The following is an 18,983-nucleotide window of genomic DNA, read 5'->3' as shown; positions in this document are numbered from 1 at the left end:
ATGGCTTACGCCACGCTGCGCGAACCGATAGAGTACGGGCTTCCCGCTTCCCAGACTTGTTGGTACAGCGGCCACCGAGCAACCCACGGCGGGAAACTTTTTCTCCTCAATTGAAGCACGAATGGCTTTCATCCCGACACTGATTGGCTCTTGAGTATACAGTGCGGGGCTTCCCACCGATTAAGCTAAAAAGGATCCCGTCCCCCCTGGGTCAAGTCTTGAGGCGAGGTTTTGATGCTGAGCAACGAGCCTTTCCTGTGGCGGGGATCAAGGGAGCACGCCTGCCTGCTGCTCCATGGGTTGGGGGGTGGCGTCTACGAGTTGCAGTGGCTGGCGGAGCGGCTGCTGGCAGCCGGCTTGACGGTGCAGGGGTTTAACTACCCTGGCCATGAGCGTCCAGCACCCCGCATGCCCCCTTCCCGCTGGACCGACTGGTACGGGCGGGTTTTGGAGCATTACCTAGCCCTGCGGCAGGAGTACCCGCGTGTTTCGCTGGTGGGGTTTTCCACCGGCTGCCTGTTGGCGCTGCACCTGGCCTTTGCCCATCCTGTCCACAAATTGGTGCTGCTGGCGCCGTTTTTTGCCATTCGCCACCACTGGTACTATCTCTTTCGCCCGGAGCAGTACCTCCACAGCCTGGGCTGGCTCTTGGAAGATGTCCCTCGCTTCCGCCTGGCGATTCGGGATGGCGATGTCCGCGCGCTGGCAGAAAAAGTGGCCTATTTTCGCAGCTTCAATCTGACGGCAGTGCGCAGCGCCCTTGAGCTCATCGAGCGGGTCAAGGGGGAGGTGGCCAGGGTCCAGGTTCCCACCCTTATCCTGCAGCCGCGCCAAGATACGGTGGTGGATCCTGAACAAGCAGCGTGGCTTTATCAAGAACTGGGATCCGCCCAGAAGAGCCTGCATTGGCTGGAGCACTCCGACCACATTCTCACGTTGGACTGTGAGCGGGAGACGGTGTTTGCCCAGGTCTGCGCCTTTCTCACCCAGGATCCCGCTCCAGCCGGATCAGCGTAACCCGTTGCCAGGCGCCACGCTCGTCGTAGTCGCGCACCAAGTGCAGCAGGTGGCGGCCTTCCGGCCCTTCCGGAAACCAGCCTAGGCTGACAGAAAAGCGGCGATCCCGATGCAGGATAGGGATGGGCAAGGGATCCGGCCCGCCAATCCATAGCCCTCCCGGCAAGGGATCCCAGGGGCTGATCCAGTCTGGTTCTGAAAAGCACACCTCAGTTTCGCTGAGCAGGCTGTCAGAGGCAGAAAAGCTCTGGGCGATCCCCCGCCATCGCCCTTGCAGGGCCAGGCTTAGTTGCGCCTTGGTAAGTGAGGGAAAGTTGGCAGCAAGATCCAGCGCTTGGCCGCGCCGCTCCAAGATGACAGTCACCCCCACCAAGCGACCCTGGGGGTCCCACTGTTGCACCAGCCGCGCCTTGCGATCCCCCCAGAGGAAGCCCTGCTCGACGGCAAAATCGCCAAATGGTGCCAATTGCAGCCGCCCGTTGGAAAAGGAGCCATCGGGGAAAAAGCGCAAGCCGGGCGAGAAATCCTGATAAACCCAGCTCTGGTGGCTTTCTGGGGTAGGGGATCCCTCTAGGGGGTAGTAGGCATTGGTTTGGCGGATCCCGCCCAAATCCAAAGCTTCAAAGGTGATGAGGCTGCGCTTTTGGCCCACCCGCTCCCAACCATGAGCCGTGGGTCGGTAGTTGGAAAAGAGGCCCTGCCACGTTCCTAGGTGCAAAGCTAGACACTGTCTCTGGGTTTTCATAAAGCGATGGAACTGTTGCGGACGGGGAAGGGGAGTACTCTCTCTTTGGCTCGCCGCTTGCCTATGGCTTGGCTAGCTCTGGAGTGGGTGGCAACCCCCAGGGGCTCCTTCGAAGCAACCATTGCGGGGTACTGGCCCTCTAACCAGTTTCCTCAAAGGAGCCTAGAATCCGTACTTCTGGCTCCAGAAGTATTGACCACTGCTGATAAACCTTTTCCTGCGCTAGGCGAATCAGGCGATAGATGTCGCTGGCGCTGGCCTGGCCGCAATTGAGGATGAAGTTGGCATGGCGCTCGGAAATCTGGGCCCCGCCAATCCGGTAGCCCTTTAGACCGGCCTGCTCAATTAACCAGCCGGCAGGGTAGGTTTCGGGGTTGCGAAAGACGCTGCCACAACTGGGTAGATGGTAGGGCTGAGAGCTGAGACGCTGGTTGAGGTTGCGCTGGGTTTCCCACTGCACCTGGGCTGGATCCCGGCCTGGGATCAACTGCAAGGTTGCCCCTATAACCGTCCAGGGCAAGTCTTGCAGGCGAGAGCGGCGGTAGCCAAATTGCAAGGCAGCAGGTTCCAAGCGGCAGGGCTTCTGGTCTTCATCCAAAATCTGCACCTCCACCAGCACATCCGCCATGGCGCGCCCGTGGGCGCCGGCATTCATCACCACCGCTCCCCCCAGCGTGCCTGGGATCCCAATTGCCCATTCCAAGCCGCTCCAGCCCTGCTTGGCAGCTACCCGCGCCAGGTTGACCAAAGGTTCTCCGGCAGCGGCCCAGATCCTTCCCCCCTCCAACAGTTGCAGCCCGCGCAAACGCCGGGTGTGGATAACTAGCCCCCTCAACCCCGCATCGCTGATGAGCAGGTTGCTACCTGCCCCCAACAGGGTGACAGGGATCCCTTGCGTCCGCGCCCAGGCCAAGCACTGCTGCAGTTCCCGGTTGCTGCCGGGCTCACAATACCACTCCGCCTTGCCGCCCACGCGGAAGGTGGTTAGAGGAGCCAAGGGGATCCCTGCGCGAATCCGTCCAGACAGCAGCGCTGCTTGCTCCGTGAGGAGAAGCTCCTTGTCGCCAGGAAGGTCCGCAGCGTCAGACCCACAGGAGGGCACCACCGGAGCTGTCGTCATGATATCGATACCTTGCAAGCAGCCATCTCTTTAGCTAAAAGCTGGGATTTTTGGCTTGCCCGGGCTAGTCCCCCTCCGGAGCAGGCCGGAGCTGTTCCCCTACCTGGGCTGCATATGCCCGCATCGTAGCGGCTATCTGCTGATTGAGATCACCTGCACCCAAAAAGACAGCGAGATCTCCAGGCTGCAAAACAGAGGCCAACACCTGCGGCAATTCCGGCAAAGAAGACACATAGTGCACCTGCGGATGGTGCTCCGCCACCGCCACGGCCAGCTGCAAGCTGTCAGAACGCTCCGGCGCCGGTTCTCCTGCCCCATAGGTGGGCACGATCACCACCACATCTGCCTTCTCAAAGCAGCAGGCAAAATCTTGGAATAGGGCAGCCAAGCGGCTGTGGCGATGGGGCTGAAACACGGCCACCACCCGCCGCTGCTGCAGCCGTGCTGCCTGCAGCGTAGCGCGAACCTCACTGGGATGGTGGGCATAGTCATCGATAAAAGTGACCCCGCCTACCTCGCCCTTGGCTTCAAAGCGGCGCTGCACCCCCCGAAACTGGGCCAGAGCAGAGGCAATCACGGGGAACTCCAAGCCCAACTGTCGCCCAACGGCAACGGCGGCCAAAGCGTTGCTGAGGTTGTGGGATCCCAGCACCTGCAGCTGGAGCTGGCCAAGGAGGGATCCCCTCTCCCAGATCTCAGCAGAGGTAAAATCCGCGGCGTAGACAATCTCCCGGGCCTGGTACTGAGCTTGGGGATGGCCAGCAATGCTGTAGCCCACATTCACCGCTAGATGAGCAGCCACGTTGGGGCAATCTAGGCAAGCCACCAGGGTTTGGCTCTGCTGCCCGTACTGCTGAAAGGCCCGGATTACCTGCTCCAGATTGGCATAGTGATCCGGGTGATCTAGCTCAATGTTAGTGATCACGCCAATCTTGGGGTAAAGCCGCACCAGCGATCCGTCCGACTCATCCACCTCGGCTACTAGGTATTCCCCCTGGCCCAGACGGGCGTTGCCATCCCAGGCGTCCATCTCTCCGCCAATGATTAAGGTGGGATCCCAGCCTGCTGCCAGCAGCACATAGCCAATCATGCTGCTGGTGGTGGTTTTGCCATGGGTGCCTGCTACACCAATGCTGGGGCGATGGTTAAACAGGGCAGCCAGTAAATCGGCTCGATGCCAAACCTTTAGTCCCTTGTCTAGAGCCGCTGCCAATTCCGGGTTGCTGGGGCGAATGGCACTGGAGTAGACCACCTGGGGATCCCCAACCAGCCCCTCCGCTGTGTGACCTTGAATAACGCGCACCCCCAAAGCTTCTAGGCGGCGAGTGCGATCATTAGCAACAATATCTGATCCGGAAACGCGAAACCCTTGCTTAGCCAAAATGTAGGCCAAAGCGGACATCCCAACCCCCCCAATCCCCACGAAGTGATAAGCCGAAAGGGAGGAGTTCGAGGGATCCAAACCTTGCCCAAGCAGAGATGAAGACGGAGCACGCGCCGAGATGACGGGATCTTCTCCCCCGACTGTCTCTACCATTGCACCTTTCCCTCACTCCTCGCACACACCCAGAACAAAAGCTGCTGCCTGTTAGAGGCTTAGGCAAGCCAGATCATATCAGCAGTTCTTTGCCTTCTGCAGCAAAGCCTGAGGCAAATGAGCTGCTTAAAGGTGTGATCTCGAACTTGACACATCTGTCTACTAAGCTTTATATTTCTTAAAAACAGGGTAGCCGTGGCCTTGAAGTTGACGGCAAAATGAGCCCCCGAGTGCTGTGGTTACTGCTAGGAGCTGGGCTGGCCAGCTGGGTAGCGCTAGCTAGCTTCGGGTTAAGCAAACAAGCAGCTCCTCAAGAAGCAACGCCGCCAGCAGCAACTCCGGCAGGGGCCAAGCCAACGTCGTCAGCCAGCTATGTTGGAGCTCTGGGCCGCCTAGAACCAGAAGGAGAAGTCATCCGCGTTGCTGGCCCTCCCGGCGAACGCCTGGGGGAGCTGTGGGTAGCCGAAGGGGAGCGGGTGGTGGCCGGGCAAGTATTGGCTCGTTTGGAAAGCTACAGGGAGCGCTTAGCAGAACGGGAGTATGCTGCTGCTCAACTGCAAGAAGCCCGCGCTCGTCTAGAGGCTGAGACCCGCTTTGGCCAGGCTCAAATTGAAGAAGCACGCACTCGCCTCAAACGCCTAGACGAACCGCAACAGTTGCAGATCCGATCCCAGGAGGCAGTGGTGAAGCGCCTGCGGGCGGAGCTAGCCGATGCAGAGGCTAACCTGGCTCGCTTTCAGGCTCTCTGGCAGGAGGGGGCTATCTCTCAACAGGAACTCGATCAAAAGGCTCTTCTGGTGCGGCAGCGCCAGGAGGACTTGCAGGCTGCCGAGGCCACTCTCAACCAACTGCGCATAGCCCGCGAGCGGGATCTGCGCAACGCCCAAGCCCAGGTGCAGGCTGCTGAAGCGGGGTTGAGGCGGGCGCAGGCACAAGTGCAGCTGCAGTCTTTAGTCCGCAACCTGGAGCTGGCGGAAGCCCGCCTAGAGCGCACCCTCATCCGTGCTCCCCGTGCCGGCCAGGTGCTGAAAATCCACGCTCGGCCAGGGGAGATCATCACTGCTGACAAAGGGATCCTCGAGCTGGGCAACACCGACCAGATGATGGTAGTGGCGGAGGTCTACGAAACCGACATCCTGCGGGTGCGGCCCGGACAACGGGCCACCATCAGCAACCGCGCGCTGCCAGAAACCCTACAGGGCCGGGTGGAGCGGGTGGGCTTGCAAATTGGCAAGAAAGATGTGCTTAACACTGACCCTGCTGCCGATGTGGATGCTCGGGTGGTGGAAGTGTACATCCGCCTGGATCCAGAAAGCAGTGCCCGCGTAGCTGGCCTGACCAACCTGCAGGTGGATGTGGCCATCGAGGTCGAGGGGTAGAGGGAGCGATGTCCAGCCTGTTTGGTATTCTTGGGCACCGCATCCCCCTAGCCTGGCTGCAGTTGATGCGGGAGAAGATCCGCCTGCTGGTGGCCATTGCAGGCATTACCTTTGCCTGCATCCTTATGTTCATGCAGTTGGGTTTCCAGGACAGCCTGCTGGAGAGTGCCATCCGCTTCCATGTTGCTCTCAAGGGGGAGATCTTCCTAGTCAGTCCCCAGTCCAACGCCCTCATTGCCATGAACCCCTTTTCCCAGCGGCGGCTCTATCAGGCGTTGGGCTTTGAGGGAGTGCGAGCCATCTCGCCAGTGTATTTGGGCTTTGCCCTCTGGAAAAACCCCGAGACCCGTCGCACCCGCAGCATTTTTGTAGTGGGAGTGGATCCCTCTGCCGACCTGTTGGATTTGCCAGGGCTGACCCCCGAGGAGCTGGAGGAGACTAAAAAGATGGACGTAGTGCTCTTTGATCGCCGCTCCCGCAGCGAGTTTGGTCCGATTGCCCAATGGTTTGAGGAGGGACAGGAGGTGGTTACCGAGGTGGGGAACCGCCGTGTCCAGGTGGGGGGCCTGTTTGAGATGGGAGCCACCTTTGGCGCCGACGGCACCATCCTTACCAGTGACCTCAATTTCCTGCGCATTTTTCCCCAGCGCGAGCGTGGCCTGATAGACATTGGCGTGGTGCAACTCCAGCCAGGGGTAGATCCCGAGCCACTGCTAGAGCAGATGCGAGCTTTGCTGCCGGAGGATGTGCGGGTACTCTCGCGGGCAGAGTTTATTGACATGGAGCGGAGCTATTGGGAGGAAGGCACGGCTATTGGCTTTATTTTTGGTCTGGGGGTGGCCATGGGCTTTATCGTCGGCATTGTTATTGTCTATCAGATTCTCTATACCGATGTCTCCGACCACCTAGCAGAGTATGCCACCCTCAAGGCCATGGGCTACACCGACACCTATCTGTTGGGGGTAGTACTTCAGGAGGCTCTTTTGCTGGCTGTCTTGGGCTACATTCCCGCTTTTGCCCTAGCAGTTTTGCTCTACGATTTGACAGCCAATGCCACTCTCTTGCCTATTGCCATGACCTTCAACCGAGCAATGTTGGTCCTAGGCTTAACAGTGAGTATGTGCTTTATCTCAGGAGCAATTGCGGTACGACGGCTGCGGGCTGCTGATCCTGCTGATATTTTCTAGCAGTTCTGGCTACTGCTGCGGCAACAATCTAGAGGATGGCCTAGTTAGTGATTTGTCAATGCAAAGTTCTGGGATTTTGAGCTTCCTATGCTAACTTCTCTTCTTCATCAAGCTGCTCCCACTCCTACTCAAAATACTGCTGAGCCAGTGGTCAAAGTCGAAGGGCTAAACCACTATTTCGGAGAGGGATCCCTGCGCCGGCAAGTGCTTTTTGACATCAACTTTGTTCTGCAGCCGGGGGAGATTGTGTTGTTGACTGGCCCCTCTGGCTCCGGCAAGACCACGCTGCTCACCCTCCTGGGAGCCTTGCGCTCGGTCCAGGAGGGCAGCTTGCAGGTATTGGGGCAGGAGCTGCGGGGAGCCAAGCCCAACACGCTTGTCCAGGTCCGCCGCAAAATCGGGTATATTTTTCAGGCCCACAACCTGCTGCGCTCCCTGACGGCAGCCCAAAATGTGCGCATGGCCCTGGAGCTGCACAATGGCCTTTCTTGCCAGCAAGCCCAACAGCGGGCAGAAGCGATGCTGGCAGCAGTGGGCCTCGGGGATCACGTCCACTACTACCCAGAGCAGCTTTCGGGAGGGCAAAAGCAGCGGGTGGCCATTGCGCGGGCCCTGGTCAGCCACCCCAAGCTGGTGCTGGCGGATGAGCCAACGGCATCCCTGGATAGCAAGTCGGGCCGCGAGGTGGTGACCCTGATGGAGAAGTTGGCGCGGGAGCAGGGTTGCACCATCCTGATGGTGACCCACGACAACCGCATCCTTGATATTGCCGACCGGGTGCTGCACATGGAGGATGGAAGGCTGGAGAGCCAGCCCCTTGCCTAGTTTGCCCCGTTGGAGGCGTGGCGGCGGTACCAGTCGATGGTGCGCTGCAGCCCTTCCCGCAGCCCCACCTTGGCCACAAAGCCTATCCTCTCGCGGGCCTTGGAGACATCTAGGCAGCGGCGGGGTTGGCCGTTGGGCTTGTCCGTTTGCCAGCGGATCTCGCCGCGAAACTCCATCAGCTCGCAGATGAGGGCAATGAGATCCCGAATGGAGATCTCCTCGCCCGTGCCCAAATTCAGGGGCTCAGGGCTGTTGTAGAGCTGAGTGGCCAGGAGAATACCCCGGGCCGCATCTTCGACGTAGAAAAACTCGCGGGTGGGGCTGCCATCTCCCCACACCTCCACGTAGTTCTGGCCCCGCTGTTGGGCTTCATGCACCTTGCGGATCAAGGCCGGGATCACGTGGGAAGTTTCAAGATCGAAGTTGTCCATGGGGCCGTAGAGGTTCACCGGCAGGAGGTAGATGCCGTTGAAGCCATACTGCTGCCGGTAGGCCTGCAGCTGCACCAGCAGGGCTTTCTTGGCAATGCCGTAGGGGGCGTTGGTCTCCTCCGGGTAGCCATTCCAGAGATCCTCTTCCTTGAAGGGGACGGGGGTGAACTTGGGATAAGCGCAAATGGTGCCCACACAGACAAACTTCTCCACCCCGGCTAGATAAGCGGCGTGGATGAGCTGGGATCCCATGATCAGGTTGTCGTAGAAGAGCTCCGCCGGCTTGGCCTGGTTGAGGCCGATGCCGCCCACATGGGCCGCCAAATGGATGACGACATCTTGCCCCTGCACCACCTCTTGGCAGACTTCCCAGCGGCGCAGGTCGTGGGTGCGGGAGCGCGGGATCCGCACCTGCTCCGGCTTCACCCCCAGCACTTGCAACTGCTGCAGCACATGTTTGCCCAAAAAGCCACTCCCTCCGGTGAGCAAAATGCGCTTTTGGCTAAGGTCGATGGCACTGGACCAACTATTGGGCGTCATGGTGAGTGCGGAAAATTCCCGGCTTCCATTATGGGGCAGAGGGGCTGCTCCTCTTCTAACTGCTCGAGCTTGCAGGTTTCTGCGCTCCCTTTTCCAGCTCTGCCCGCAGCCGCTCCTGGGCCACCTGCAAGGCTTGCGCCAGTTTCTCGGGCTGCTTGCCACCGGCCTGGGCCAGGTTGGGCCGCCCACCCCCACCACCGCCAGCGAGTTTGGCAATCTCGCTAATAAAGGAGCCCGCCTTGAGGCCAAGTTGCTGAACCGCCGGGCTAAAAGCAGCTACGAAGCTCACCTTGCCCGCCTCTGGCACCGATCCCAGCACCACTGCCCCTTCTCCTACCTTGTGGAGCAGGTGCTCGGCGGCAACTTTGAGGGCCTCAGGGGGAGTGGCTCCCAATTCCGCCACCAAGATCCTGAGGTTCCCAACCGATACTGCCTGGGGCAAGAGCTGCTCTGCCTGGAGCAGGGCCAGCTGGCTGCGGGCCTCCTCAAGCGCCTTCTGGGTAGCCCTCAGCTCCGCCTGCAGAGCCGCCACCCGCTCTGGGATCTCCTGCGGCTTGGCCTTGAACTGGGCGCTTAGCTCCCGCACCACCTTGTCGCGCTCGTTGAGGTACTCCAGCACCGCTGGCCCCGCTACAGCCTCGATGCGGCGGATCCCGGCGGCTACGGCGGTTTCGGAGATGATCTTAAACAGGCCAATCTCAGCCGTGTTGCTGACGTGGGTGCCGCCACAGAGCTCCATCGACACCCCCGGAAAATCAACCACCCGTACCTGAGCGCCGTATTTTTCCCCAAACATGGCTATTGCCCCTCTGGCTTTGGCCTCTGCTAGGGGCAGGATGGCTACCTGAGCCGGATGGGCCTCGGCAATCCAGGTGTTAACCAAGTTCTCAACTTGCTCCAGCTCCTCGGGGGTAAGGGGACGCGAGAGGGTAAAGTCGAAACGTAGCCGGTCAAAGGCCACCAGGGATCCCGCCTGGCTGATGGAGGGATCGACCACTTTCTTGAGGGCTGCCTGCAGGAGGTGAGTGGCACTGTGGTGAGCCTGGGCGCGCCGCCGACAGGCCAGGTCAATCTGGGCCTGCACGGGATCCCCCACCCGCAGGATCCCCCGCTCCACCCGGCCAAAGTGGACAAACAGATCCCCCCGCTTTTGCACATCCTCCACCCGCACCAACACGCCCTCCCCGGCCAGGTAGCCGCGATCGCCAATTTGCCCCCCGGACTCCGCATAAAAAGGCGTGCGATCCAAAACCACCTGCACCACCTGCCCGGCCTCTACCTGAGGCACCGACTTCCCTTCCACTAGGAGCGCCTCCACCACGCCGCGGGCAGAGGACTGGCTGTAGCCGAGAAACTCCGTCTCGATTAAAAACTCAGCCAGCTCGTCCAGGGATCCCTGAGCCATGACATCGAGGGTTTGGTGGGCGGCGCGGGCCCGCTGCCGCTGTTTTTCCATCTCTTGCTCAAAGCCCTGGACATCCACGCTGAAGCCGTGCTCCTGGGCAATTTCCTGGGTCAGCTCCAAGGGGAAGCCATAGGTGTCAAAGAGCTTGAAGGCGGCGGCACCGGAGATCTGCTTTGGCGCGCCAGTGGCGGTAACGTCTGCAAACAGATTAAACAGCAGCCGTTCCCCCCGCTCCAGAGTCTTGAGAAACTGCTCCTCTTCCCGCTGCAGCTCGGCTTTGATCACCGCCTCCCGCTCCCGCACCTCGGGATAGGCCGCCTCCGCCAACTGGATGGCCGTCTCCACCACTGGCCAGGTAAAGGGCTCGCCGATCCCCAAGAGGCGCCCGTGGCGCACCATCCGCCGGATCAAGCGCCGCAGCACGTAGCCCCGATCCACATTGGAGGGGATCACCCCATCGGCAATGAGATGCATCACCGCCCGCGCGTGATCCCCAATTACCTTGAGGGAGACTTTCTGCTCAGGGCTGGCCCGGAAGTAGTCCACCTGGGCAATCTCGGCCGCCTTCTGCACAATGGGAAAGATCAAATCCGTCTCGTAGTTGTTGGGGACTCCCTGCAGCACCTGAGCCAGCCGCTCCAGCCCTAGGCCAGTGTCAATGTTTTGCTTGGCCAAGGGGCTGAGGCGGCCCTCGCTGTCCCGGTTGAGCTCCATGAACACCAGGTTGTAGATCTCCAAGAAGCGGGAGTCGTCCCCCAGGTCAATCTGCTCATCCCCCAGCTCTGGCTTGAGGTCGTAGTAGATCTCGGAGCAAGGGCCGCAGGGACCAGTGGGGCCGGCAGCCCAGAAGTTGTCCTCCTCCCCCATGCGCTGGATGCGGTGGGGCGGGATCCCTATCTCCTCGCGCCAGAGGGCAAAGGCCTCCTCATCTTCTTGAAAGACGCTCACCACCAGGCGCTCCGGCGGCAGGCCAAACACCTCTGTTAGCAGCTCCCAGGCCCAGGTGATGGCCTCCTTTTTGAAGTAGTCGCCGAAGCTAAAGTTGCCCAGCATCTCGAAAAACGTGTGGTGGCGGGCCGTCCGTCCCACCTTCTCAATGTCGTTGGTGCGCACGCATTTCTGGGCCGTTGTAACCCGCGGATAGGGTGGCTCTTGATGCCCCAGGAAGATGGGCTTGAAGGGCAGCATGCCGGCAATAGTCAGCAGCACCGTGGGATCCTCCGGCACCAGGGAGGCGCTGGGCAGTACCTGGTGGCCCCGCTGGGCGTAGAAGTTTAGAAAAGCCTGCCGGATAGCGGCACCGGAGAAGGATGGAGACATGGCCAAGGCGAAGAGTAACTGTATTCAATTCTAGGTTTTTTGTTGCTAGAGCAGTTGAACCCTCGGGGCCTGGATTTTGCCGGCACCACCTGTCAAGGCAGCAAAATCTATGCGATTTCTCCGCTTGAGCTCGCGTGGGCAAACGCTAGGATCAGCCTGTTGGAACCAGATGTGGGTCTAGGCTAGATGTCTAACGCGCTTGCCCCCCCAGCGGCCCCGTCTTGGTTACCTAGAGGTCACCGGTAGCCTTTGGAGGGGTATGCTCACCTGCTATTGTCTCAATCCTGACTGTCTGCAGCCAGAAAATCCGCCGGATGCTTCCATCTGTGCCTCCTGTGGCCAGCCGCTGCTAGTGCGCAATCGCTACCGGGCCTTCAAGCGCCTGGGGCAGGGGGGATTTGGCGCCACCTTCTTGGCCCGCGATGAAGACCTGCCCTCCAAGCCTTGGCGGGTGATCAAGCAGTTGCGCCCGGTGGGGAATTCGCCCCAACTGGCCAAACTGGCAGAGGAGCTGTTTAACCGCGAAGCCAAGGTGTTGGAGCGCCTGGGGGAGCATTCGCAAATCCCCAGGCTCTACGCCCACTTCCAGGAAGGTGGCAAGTTTTACTTGGTGCAGGAGTTTATCGAGGGGATCACCCTCGCCCAGGAGGCGCGGCGCAACGGGCCCTTTTCTGAAGAACAAGCCCGGCAGGTGATGCAGGAGGTGCTGCTCATCCTCAGCTATGTCCACAGCCACAACACCGTCCACCGCGACATCAAGCCGGCCAATCTCATTCGCCGCAAAGAAGATGGCCGCTTGGTGCTGATTGACTTTGGGGCGGTGAAGCAGCTGGGGCCAGGCCATGAGGCCCAGGAAGAATATACAGCCATCCGCTCGCTGGGCTTTTCTCCCCCAGAGCAGGTGGCCGGTCAAGCAGTAGGCCCCGCCAGCGATCTCTACGCGCTGGCTGCTACCTGTATTAACTTGATGACTTTAGAGTCGCCGGCCAAGTTTTACAACCACCAGACTGGCCAATGGGATTGGTCGGATCGCCTGCAGCTTAGCCCTGAGTTCGACGCCATTTTGCGCCGCATGCTGCAGCCGGCCATCAGCCAGCGCTTTGCCACGGCTACTGAGGTGCTGCGGGCTCTACAGGGGATGGAAGAGAGCTCGCCTTCCTCGCCAATCCTCCTGCCTCGCTCTCCGTTGACTACCGCCTCCAGCCCCTTGTTAATCTCCGACCATTGGGCCAGACGCCGCTCAACCTCTCCCCCCCTGCCCCAAACAGATGGACTCTCGCCTACACCGCTCCCTCGGCCCGGCGCGGGAGGCCTGCTGCCCGGGGGATCTGCTCCCCCTGGTTTTACCCAACTCGGCCCCACCAGCCGCATCACCGGCAGTGGGCGGATGAGGCCGGCCACCCCGCCGCGGCTGCCGTCTCTGGCGGGGGCAGATCTGCGGGGCAAGTCCTTTGCCAACCAGAACCTGGCCGGCTATGACTTGCGCTGCGCCGATCTGCGGGGGGCTGATTTTTCAGGAGCCAATCTGCAAGGGGCAGATCTGCGCGGCGTCCGCTTCAACGTGCCTCAGCCCGGCTGGCTGCGTCTTCTAAACCGGCTTCTTGGGTCAGCCCGAACCCTGGGCGGGATCTTAGCAGGCCTGGGAGGGCTCCTGGGAGCAGGCGGCCTAGCGTTTTTGCTCGTTCATTTTACCGCGCGCAATGTGGTCTATGCCCTAGGGGCAGCCGGGATCGCAATGGTAGCGGCCAGCTCGGTGCTTTGGTCTGTAGGCAGCAGCACCTTCCTGCTGCGCGAGGAAGGGGGCAAGCGCTTTACCAACTTCTCCAAAGCCGATCTGCGGGGGGCCCAGATGGAGGAGAAGTTGCGTAGGTTTGCCCGCCGCCAGGGGGCTCTCTTGGACTGAGGTTCCGCCTTAGGCTAGGGGTGGAGGAATGACCTGGCGCAGGGCTTGGTTGATCTGCTCCACCAAAAGCCGACAATTGACAGCTTTCCCTTGCCGCCGCTCCCCCGCCTGGTCGTAAAAGACAATGCCTTCGGCGCGGGAAAACCCCAAAGACAGCAACAGCAGCTCCAAAACCTGGAAAGAGGCGGCCTCCAACTCCGGTGCCTGCTCCCGCAGCTCTGCCAGGGTTGCCTGGGCATCTTCCAGATGGCCAAAAGCCGGGATCCAAAGATGGCTGATGGGCTCCGTTCCAGGAGAGGTTTCCACCAGTCGTGCCGTTAGCCAGCCGCCATCGGGATAGCGCAAGATGGTGTACTGCAGGTGATCCAAATGTTGGGCCACCTGGGTCAGCACCGACGCCACCTGCTGCATTGCTGTGGCCGGGATCCCGTTCTGCGGGGCTGCCTCCACTAAGGTTGCGGCCTGGGCCGCTAGACTAGGTACCATGATTGACAACCATCCTTATCTAGGTCAGAATAGGTACTTGTAGCTCCTGGGGCTGTAGTTCAATTGGTTAGAGCACCGCCCTGTCACGGCGGAAGTTGCGGGTTCGAGCCCCGTCAGCCCCGTCCAGATTAGAAACACTCTAGCTTACTTTGGCAAAAAGGTTAGCCCTGCTATCATAGGTACCCTGCCCCGTCAGGGAGATCTGCCTTGCGGTATCTGCGCCCAGATTTGCTTCAGCTGCAGCCCTACGATGCTGGCCTGGCCACAGGGGCTGACAAGTTGGATGCCAACGAGTTCCCCTGGGATTGGCCGCCGGGCTTTAAGCAGAAACTCTCCCTTCTCTGGGAAAAGGAGATCCCAAGCAACCGCTATCCCGAGGCCCAGCAGTGGCGCCTCAAGCAGGCCATCGCCGCCTATGCGGGGGCAGCGCCTGAGCAGATTAGTGTAGGCAACGGCTCCGACGAGCTCATCCGATCCCTATTCATTGCCACCTGCCTGGGCGGAAGGGGCGGCATTTTGGTGCCAGAGCCTACCTTTTCTATGTACGCTATTCTGGCTGAGAGCCTGGGGATCCCGGTGGTGCGCGTGCCCCGCCACCCCGAAAGCTTTGCCCTGGATCTGGGGCGGTGCCAGGAGGCCATAGCCGAGCAGCGGGTGCGGGTGGTGTGTTTGGTGGATCCCAATTCGCCCACTGGCAATGGCCTAACGGCAGCTGAGTGGGAGTGGGTGGAAGGGCTGCCGGAAGAAATTCTGGTGATTGTGGACGAGGCCTATTTCGAGTTTAGCCAGCACACGGCCCTGCCCAAGTTGGCAGAGCACCCCAACTGGGTTATCCTGCGCACCTTCTCCAAAGCCTTTCGCCTGGCAGCCCACCGGGTGGGCTACGCCATTGGCCATCCCCAGCTCATCCAGGTGCTAGAAGCCATCCGCCTGCCCTACAACCTCTCGGCGATTTCCCAGTGGGCTGCCCGGCTTGCCCTAGAGCATGCCGAGGAACTTTTGGCCGACGTAGCCCTCATCCGTCAGGAGCGGGAAGCGCTTTACCAGGCCCTCCAGGAGCTGCCGGGGGTGCGGGTTTGGCCCAGCCAAGCCAACTTTCTCTACTTTCGGGTAGCCAACTGGGATCCCCAAGCGTTGCAGCAGGCCTGGCAGGAGCTAGGAACCTGTGTGCGCTGTACCGGCGGTGGGCTGCGCCTAACGGTGGGCACCCCTGAAGAAAACCAACGCGCTCTGGAGCGTCTGCGGCTGCTTTTACAGCCAGTGAGGTAAAGGGATCCCTCCCTACTGGGATCGGCTTGCCCTCCTTTGTAACAACAGCAGTCTTGGAGGATGGAAGTGGGTTTGGATCCCGCTCTTCCCAAACTTCTGGAGAGAAGTGGGATCCAAGCGCCATTGGTGGATGGCTTGGCTTACCCAAGGAGGCATCATGGAAATGGAATTGGTTTACTTCAGCCCCTTTGACCTTCCAAGGCAGCAGCGTTCCAGCGAGCGCCCTCGCCACTTCCTCACGGTGCCACTCCAGGTTTGGGAGAGCGGCGAAGCCTACACTGTCCAGGTGTGGGTGCCGGGAGCTGATCCGGAGCGCTTCCGCATCGAGACCACTGCTCAGCAATTGGCCATCAGCGGCGAGATTCGGCTGCAAGGCCCTGAAGGGGCCGAGTTGCTCTATCAAGAGGTGGAGCCACAGCCTTTTCAGCGCCTCCTCCGACTGGGCAAAGCTATTCAGCCGGAGAAAGTCTCGGCCACCTATCGGGATGGCATTCTCACCCTCACCTTGCCCAAAGCCGATGCCGCACGGGTTGTCAAAGTCCAGGTGGGCCCCACTGCACCGGAAGCTGTGACGGTGGAAAGCCAGCCTGCCTAGGCTCTCCCGTTGCAGGGGGAGAGGGGTGAGGACGCTAGCCAGCCCACTGCAGGCGCACCTCCTCCCCTACTTTGAAAGCGAGGCTACGGCTGGCGTTGCCGCGGTTTTGCACAATCTCCACCCAGCCCGAGCTGCCCACCAAGGCCAGCAGCTCGCCTTCCCTTCCTTCGGCAAAGGTGGTGGCAGAGCGGATGGGGAGGCCTTTGATCCAGGCGCTCCAGCGCCGTCCCTCCACCCACTGACCCGGCAGATTGGTGATGCCATTGCCAAAGTGGTCGATGGCCTGGATGATACCCCGGCAGCCGTTGCTCTCCAGCTGCGGTGGCGGCCAGTCCCAGCGAACCAGCTCGGTCACGTCTAAGGGATCCCCCAGTTCTGCCAAAGGGATCCCGTTGGCCAAGTGGGCCGCCACAGGGGCAAAAATGTCCCGCCCGTGAAAGGTACGGCTGGGAGAAGGAGTGCGCCAGTAGCGGGGTCGGTTGAGTTCCACCGCAGCCAGAGGTGGGGATTGCTCCAAAACGCCGCTGAAGAGACCATTGTCAGGGCCGACCAAATAGCCTCTTTCGGTTTGGATGGCCACCGCCCTTCGGCTGCTCCCCACCCCCGGATCTACCACCGCCAGGTGAATGGTTCCAGAAGGTAAATGGGGATAGGCCGTCATCAGGGCAAAACGGGCCGCTGCCACGTCCTGGGGCGGGATCGCGTGGCTGAGGTCGATAAACTGAACCTGTGGCGCGATCCCCCAAATCACCCCCTTCAGAATGCCGACGTAGGGATCCTGGAGACCAAAATCCGTGAGTAGACTAATGATTTTCATGGGCGGGCCAGGCAGCGCTTGCTTACCTTCCTACCGGCAACTGCCCCTGCTGTGGGGGCACCCTCATGAGGAGGAGTCTTTTGCCAGCTCCGGCTGGGACGGAAGGGGCTCGGCAATGTTGGGCAACTCTAGGCAATAGCCTGCCCCGTAGACAGTTTTGATGTACTGAGGGTGGCGGGGATCCGGCTCCAGCTTGGTGCGCAGGTGGCGGATGTGGACACGGATGGTTTCGATGTCATCGTCGGGATCGTAGCCCCATACCTCCTTGAGGATTTCACTGGGGGAAACCGTCTGGCCGTGCCGCTGCAAGAGGCAGTGGAGCAGGTCAAACTCCAGGTGGGTGAGCTTAATGGTTTTGCCAAACCACACCGCCTCAAACCGCTCCGGCACCAATGTCAAGGGGCCATAGGTGAGGATCTCGCCGTGCTTAGCCGTCTGAGGGATGCGATCGGCACGGCGCAGCAAAGCCCGTACCCGTACCAGTAGCTCCTGCACCTCAAAGGGCTTGGTCAGATAGTCGTCAGCACCGGCGTTGAAGCCCTCGATCTTGTCCTGGGTTTGGCCAAGGGCGGTAAGCATCAAAATGGGAATGTCGCTGGTGCGTTCGTCCCGCCGCAGCCGTTGGCAAACCGTTAGTCCATCCACTTGGGGTAGCATTAGGTCGAGAATGATGAGATCGGGGAGAACTTGCAGAGCTAGCGCCTGCCCACGAACTCCGTCAGTAGCCTTGACAACTTCGTAGCCCGCCAACTCCAGATTGATACGTAGAATATCTAGGATTGAAGGATCGTCCTCAATGATGAGTATGCGAGCCATAGATGGTTGCAGCCCAAACTCGGATAAAACGTTTTGTTAAAGGCGCTAACAAAGAATTGAGGCTTTCCACCTCAAAGTTTACTGAATTCTACATCCATTGCAGCAGGCAAGCGAGGCTGGCATAGCCTCCAGTTGAGGAGTACACCTAGCTCGGCCTTCTAGGGCCTTGCTTAGGAACTGGCTCCCCCGCCAGAGGGAAGCCAGCAGGCGGGCCGGAAGATACCAAAGCAGGAAGTGTAGCCATGTAAAAAGGTGGATCCCCCCACTGGGCCAATCTCCCCGTTGCAAAAAAAGCCCCCCAATGGCACCTCTCCCAGGATTTCTCGAAACTGCTGCGAGTCAAAGTTGGGGACGCCATATAGCCCCTTGCCTCGCCCCAAACAGGCGAACATTAGCGCCCCACAAGGCTGCGGGCTTAGCTGGGAGGAACGTTCTGAGGCAGAATTTCGCCCCAAGTTGCGTTCAAAGCAATAGCGGCTGAGAGCCCACCGCAGGTCCTCTGCCGAGGCCTGGGCATCCCGCAGATGAAACTGCACTGTCTGGCCGGAGCGCACCCGATCCCCAATGGCTATGGCTCCCACTCGCGGGTCAACGCCGAGGATTACGCGAATGAGAAAATCCCCTGGTGTTGGATCCGCCTTAAACTCATCCATCAGCAAGCCAATGAAGAGGGCGTGGCGAGCCAACTGGCGATCCGCGGGGCTCAGGCGTTCGAACAAATCCTGGAGGACCGCTAGGGGCGGTCGCCCTTCCAAGCTGAGGATGACATTGCCCTCTGCTTCGGTAATGCGCAAGGGATCCCCAATGGGACGGCACCCCTGGGCCACCACTGCCTCCAGCACCACGTTGCCGGAGAGCGCCAGCCCCACTGTGCCTTCCCGATACAGCTCGCAGCGGGGCGTGGGGGTACGTGCATCCAGCAAAAACAAAGCATTGCCCCGAGGACCGCGGCCACCGCTGGCCAATCCCCCCACCTTGACGGCGCCGGGATAGGCAAAATCTAGCCCCTGCAGCAGCTCGGAGATGCGGGAGGAAAATCCATCGGCTAGGAGCAAGAAATGGGGCTGGGCCTGCGGCGCAACCCCTACTTGCTCAACCCACGCCGAAGGAGGTGCATCCAAATCAGGCAGTTGATCCCCGCGCAGATGAAAGGGGTGCAGGGCCACCTCGGGCAGCACCGCCAAAGAAAGCGACAAAGCCGGCCCCTCCTCAATTTCCTGGCCGCCGCCAACAATGCCACCCCCTGAGCAGCCAATTAAAACGTCCACCTCGAGCAAGTCGGACAGCAAGGGCAGCACGCGAACGTACTCGCTAGCAAAGGCCGCTGACACAAATAGGATCCCTAAGTTGGGCCGTAGCGGCTGAGGGGGAAGGTAGCCAGTAAGCAGCCCCGGCAAGCTGCCGGAGCCCACCCCCTGCACCTGTTGCGTCAGGGCATTTTTCAGTTGAGCTGCCTGAAGTTGAGCCTTGGCTTCCTCCACCACCTGTTGCAGAGCTGCTTCCAGGGAAGGGAGCTGGGAGAGTGCGTTCGCCCACTGCATCGGTGCGTTCCTAGAGGTTGGGAGCTCGCTCTTTTAGGCTAGCAATTTAT

The 18,983-nt window shown here is 60.5% G+C and carries 16 protein-coding genes and 1 tRNA gene; 8 read left to right on the top strand and 9 right to left on the bottom strand.

Features of this window, described 5'->3' with window-relative positions; genetic code table 11:
- Positions 1 to 234 precede the first annotated feature (234 nt).
- Complete coding sequence (locus NW830_RS04670) at positions 235 to 1,017, top strand: alpha/beta hydrolase (protein ID WP_414360533.1); 783 nt, start codon at positions 235 to 237, stop codon at positions 1,015 to 1,017.
- On the opposite strand, the gene NW830_RS04665 is transcribed toward NW830_RS04670, so the two are convergent.
- The 3 genes from NW830_RS04665 to murC form a co-directional block, all read right to left on the bottom strand.
- Positions 983 to 1,762 (bottom strand): DUF3598 family protein, encoded by a 780-nt coding sequence (locus NW830_RS04665; protein ID WP_414360536.1) that lies wholly within the window; start codon positions 1,760 to 1,762, stop codon positions 983 to 985. The genes NW830_RS04670 and NW830_RS04665 overlap by 35 nt on opposite strands.
- Positions 1,763 to 1,901: 139 nt before the next feature.
- Positions 1,902 to 2,882, bottom strand: coding sequence for a UDP-N-acetylmuramate dehydrogenase (murB, locus tag NW830_RS04660; RefSeq protein ID WP_414360538.1), 981 nt, complete (start codon positions 2,880 to 2,882; stop codon positions 1,902 to 1,904).
- Positions 2,883 to 2,946: 64 nt separating this feature from the next.
- On the bottom strand, positions 2,947 to 4,344 hold the full coding sequence (gene murC, locus NW830_RS04655) for a UDP-N-acetylmuramate--L-alanine ligase (RefSeq protein WP_414360808.1): 1,398 nt from the start codon (positions 4,342 to 4,344) through the stop codon (positions 2,947 to 2,949).
- 305 nt (positions 4,345 to 4,649) lie between these two features.
- Between murC and NW830_RS04650 the strand changes: the two genes are divergently transcribed.
- The 3 genes from NW830_RS04650 to NW830_RS04640 all read left to right on the top strand — a co-directional run bounded on the left by NW830_RS04650 (position 4,650) and on the right by NW830_RS04640 (position 7,810).
- A complete protein-coding gene (locus tag NW830_RS04650; protein ID WP_414360540.1) occupies positions 4,650 to 5,798 on the top strand; it encodes an ABC exporter membrane fusion protein in 1,149 nt (382 codons plus the stop codon).
- Positions 5,799 to 5,806: 8 nt separating this feature from the next.
- Positions 5,807 to 6,985: an ABC transporter permease DevC gene (devC, locus tag NW830_RS04645; RefSeq protein ID WP_414360542.1), complete on the top strand. Its 1,179-nt coding sequence runs from the start codon at positions 5,807 to 5,809 to the stop codon at positions 6,983 to 6,985.
- Positions 6,986 to 7,072: 87 nt separating this feature from the next.
- Positions 7,073 to 7,810, top strand: a complete 738-nt coding sequence (locus NW830_RS04640) for a DevA family ABC transporter ATP-binding protein (protein WP_414360545.1) — start codon at positions 7,073 to 7,075, stop codon at positions 7,808 to 7,810.
- Here the strand turns inward: NW830_RS04640 and NW830_RS04635 are convergent.
- Together NW830_RS04635 and alaS are read right to left on the bottom strand one after the other, a co-directional pair.
- Positions 7,807 to 8,781, bottom strand: a complete 975-nt coding sequence (locus NW830_RS04635; RefSeq protein ID WP_414360548.1) for a GDP-L-fucose synthase family protein — start codon at positions 8,779 to 8,781, stop codon at positions 7,807 to 7,809. The genes NW830_RS04640 and NW830_RS04635 overlap by 4 nt on opposite strands.
- Before the next feature lie 55 nt (positions 8,782 to 8,836).
- Positions 8,837 to 11,506 carry an alanine--tRNA ligase gene (gene alaS, locus NW830_RS04630; RefSeq protein WP_414360551.1) on the bottom strand — a complete coding sequence of 890 codons (2,670 nt, stop codon included), beginning with the start codon at positions 11,504 to 11,506 and terminating at the stop codon, positions 8,837 to 8,839.
- Positions 11,507 to 11,765: 259 nt separating this feature from the next.
- Here alaS and NW830_RS04625 point away from each other — a divergent pair, with 259 nt between their 5' ends.
- Entirely contained in the window at positions 11,766 to 13,409 is a 1,644-nt protein-coding gene (locus NW830_RS04625) for a protein kinase domain-containing protein (RefSeq protein WP_414360553.1), read from the top strand.
- Positions 13,410 to 13,418: 9 nt separating this feature from the next.
- Here the strand turns inward: NW830_RS04625 and NW830_RS04620 are convergent, their stop codons facing one another.
- A complete protein-coding gene (locus NW830_RS04620; protein ID WP_414360556.1) occupies positions 13,419 to 13,895 on the bottom strand; it encodes a hypothetical protein in 477 nt (158 codons plus the stop codon).
- A 48-nt stretch (positions 13,896 to 13,943) separates the two neighbouring features.
- On the opposite strand from NW830_RS04620, the gene NW830_RS04615 reads away from it, so the two are divergent.
- From NW830_RS04615 to NW830_RS04605, 3 genes are all read left to right on the top strand, one after another.
- Positions 13,944 to 14,017 (top strand) — tRNA-Asp (locus NW830_RS04615).
- Positions 14,018 to 14,102: 85 nt separating this feature from the next.
- Complete coding sequence (locus tag NW830_RS04610; RefSeq protein ID WP_414360558.1) at positions 14,103 to 15,164, top strand: histidinol-phosphate transaminase; 1,062 nt, start codon at positions 14,103 to 14,105, stop codon at positions 15,162 to 15,164.
- Between the two features lie 106 nt (positions 15,165 to 15,270).
- Positions 15,271 to 15,759 (top strand): Hsp20/alpha crystallin family protein, encoded by a 489-nt coding sequence (locus tag NW830_RS04605; protein ID WP_414360561.1) that lies wholly within the window; start codon positions 15,271 to 15,273, stop codon positions 15,757 to 15,759.
- A gap of 34 nt (positions 15,760 to 15,793) precedes the next feature.
- Here NW830_RS04605 and NW830_RS04600 read toward each other — a convergent pair whose 3' ends face one another.
- The 3 genes from NW830_RS04600 to NW830_RS04590 all read right to left on the bottom strand — a co-directional run bounded on the left by NW830_RS04600 (position 15,794) and on the right by NW830_RS04590 (position 18,933).
- Positions 15,794 to 16,576 (bottom strand): S-adenosyl-l-methionine hydroxide adenosyltransferase family protein, encoded by a 783-nt coding sequence (locus NW830_RS04600; protein ID WP_414360564.1) that lies wholly within the window; start codon positions 16,574 to 16,576, stop codon positions 15,794 to 15,796.
- Positions 16,577 to 16,639: 63 nt separating this feature from the next.
- Complete coding sequence (locus NW830_RS04595) at positions 16,640 to 17,392, bottom strand: response regulator transcription factor (protein WP_414360566.1); 753 nt, start codon at positions 17,390 to 17,392, stop codon at positions 16,640 to 16,642.
- Between the two features lie 170 nt (positions 17,393 to 17,562).
- Entirely contained in the window at positions 17,563 to 18,933 is a 1,371-nt protein-coding gene (locus NW830_RS04590) for an FIST N-terminal domain-containing protein (RefSeq protein ID WP_414360568.1), read from the bottom strand.
- Positions 18,934 to 18,983: the final 50 nt, after the last annotated feature.

It is taken from the genome of Synechococcus sp. OH30, from assembly GCF_047462175.1.
Taxonomy (GTDB): domain Bacteria; phylum Cyanobacteriota; class Cyanobacteriia; order Thermostichales; family Thermostichaceae; genus Thermostichus.
This window is presented reverse-complemented; position numbering and strand designations above follow the sequence as displayed.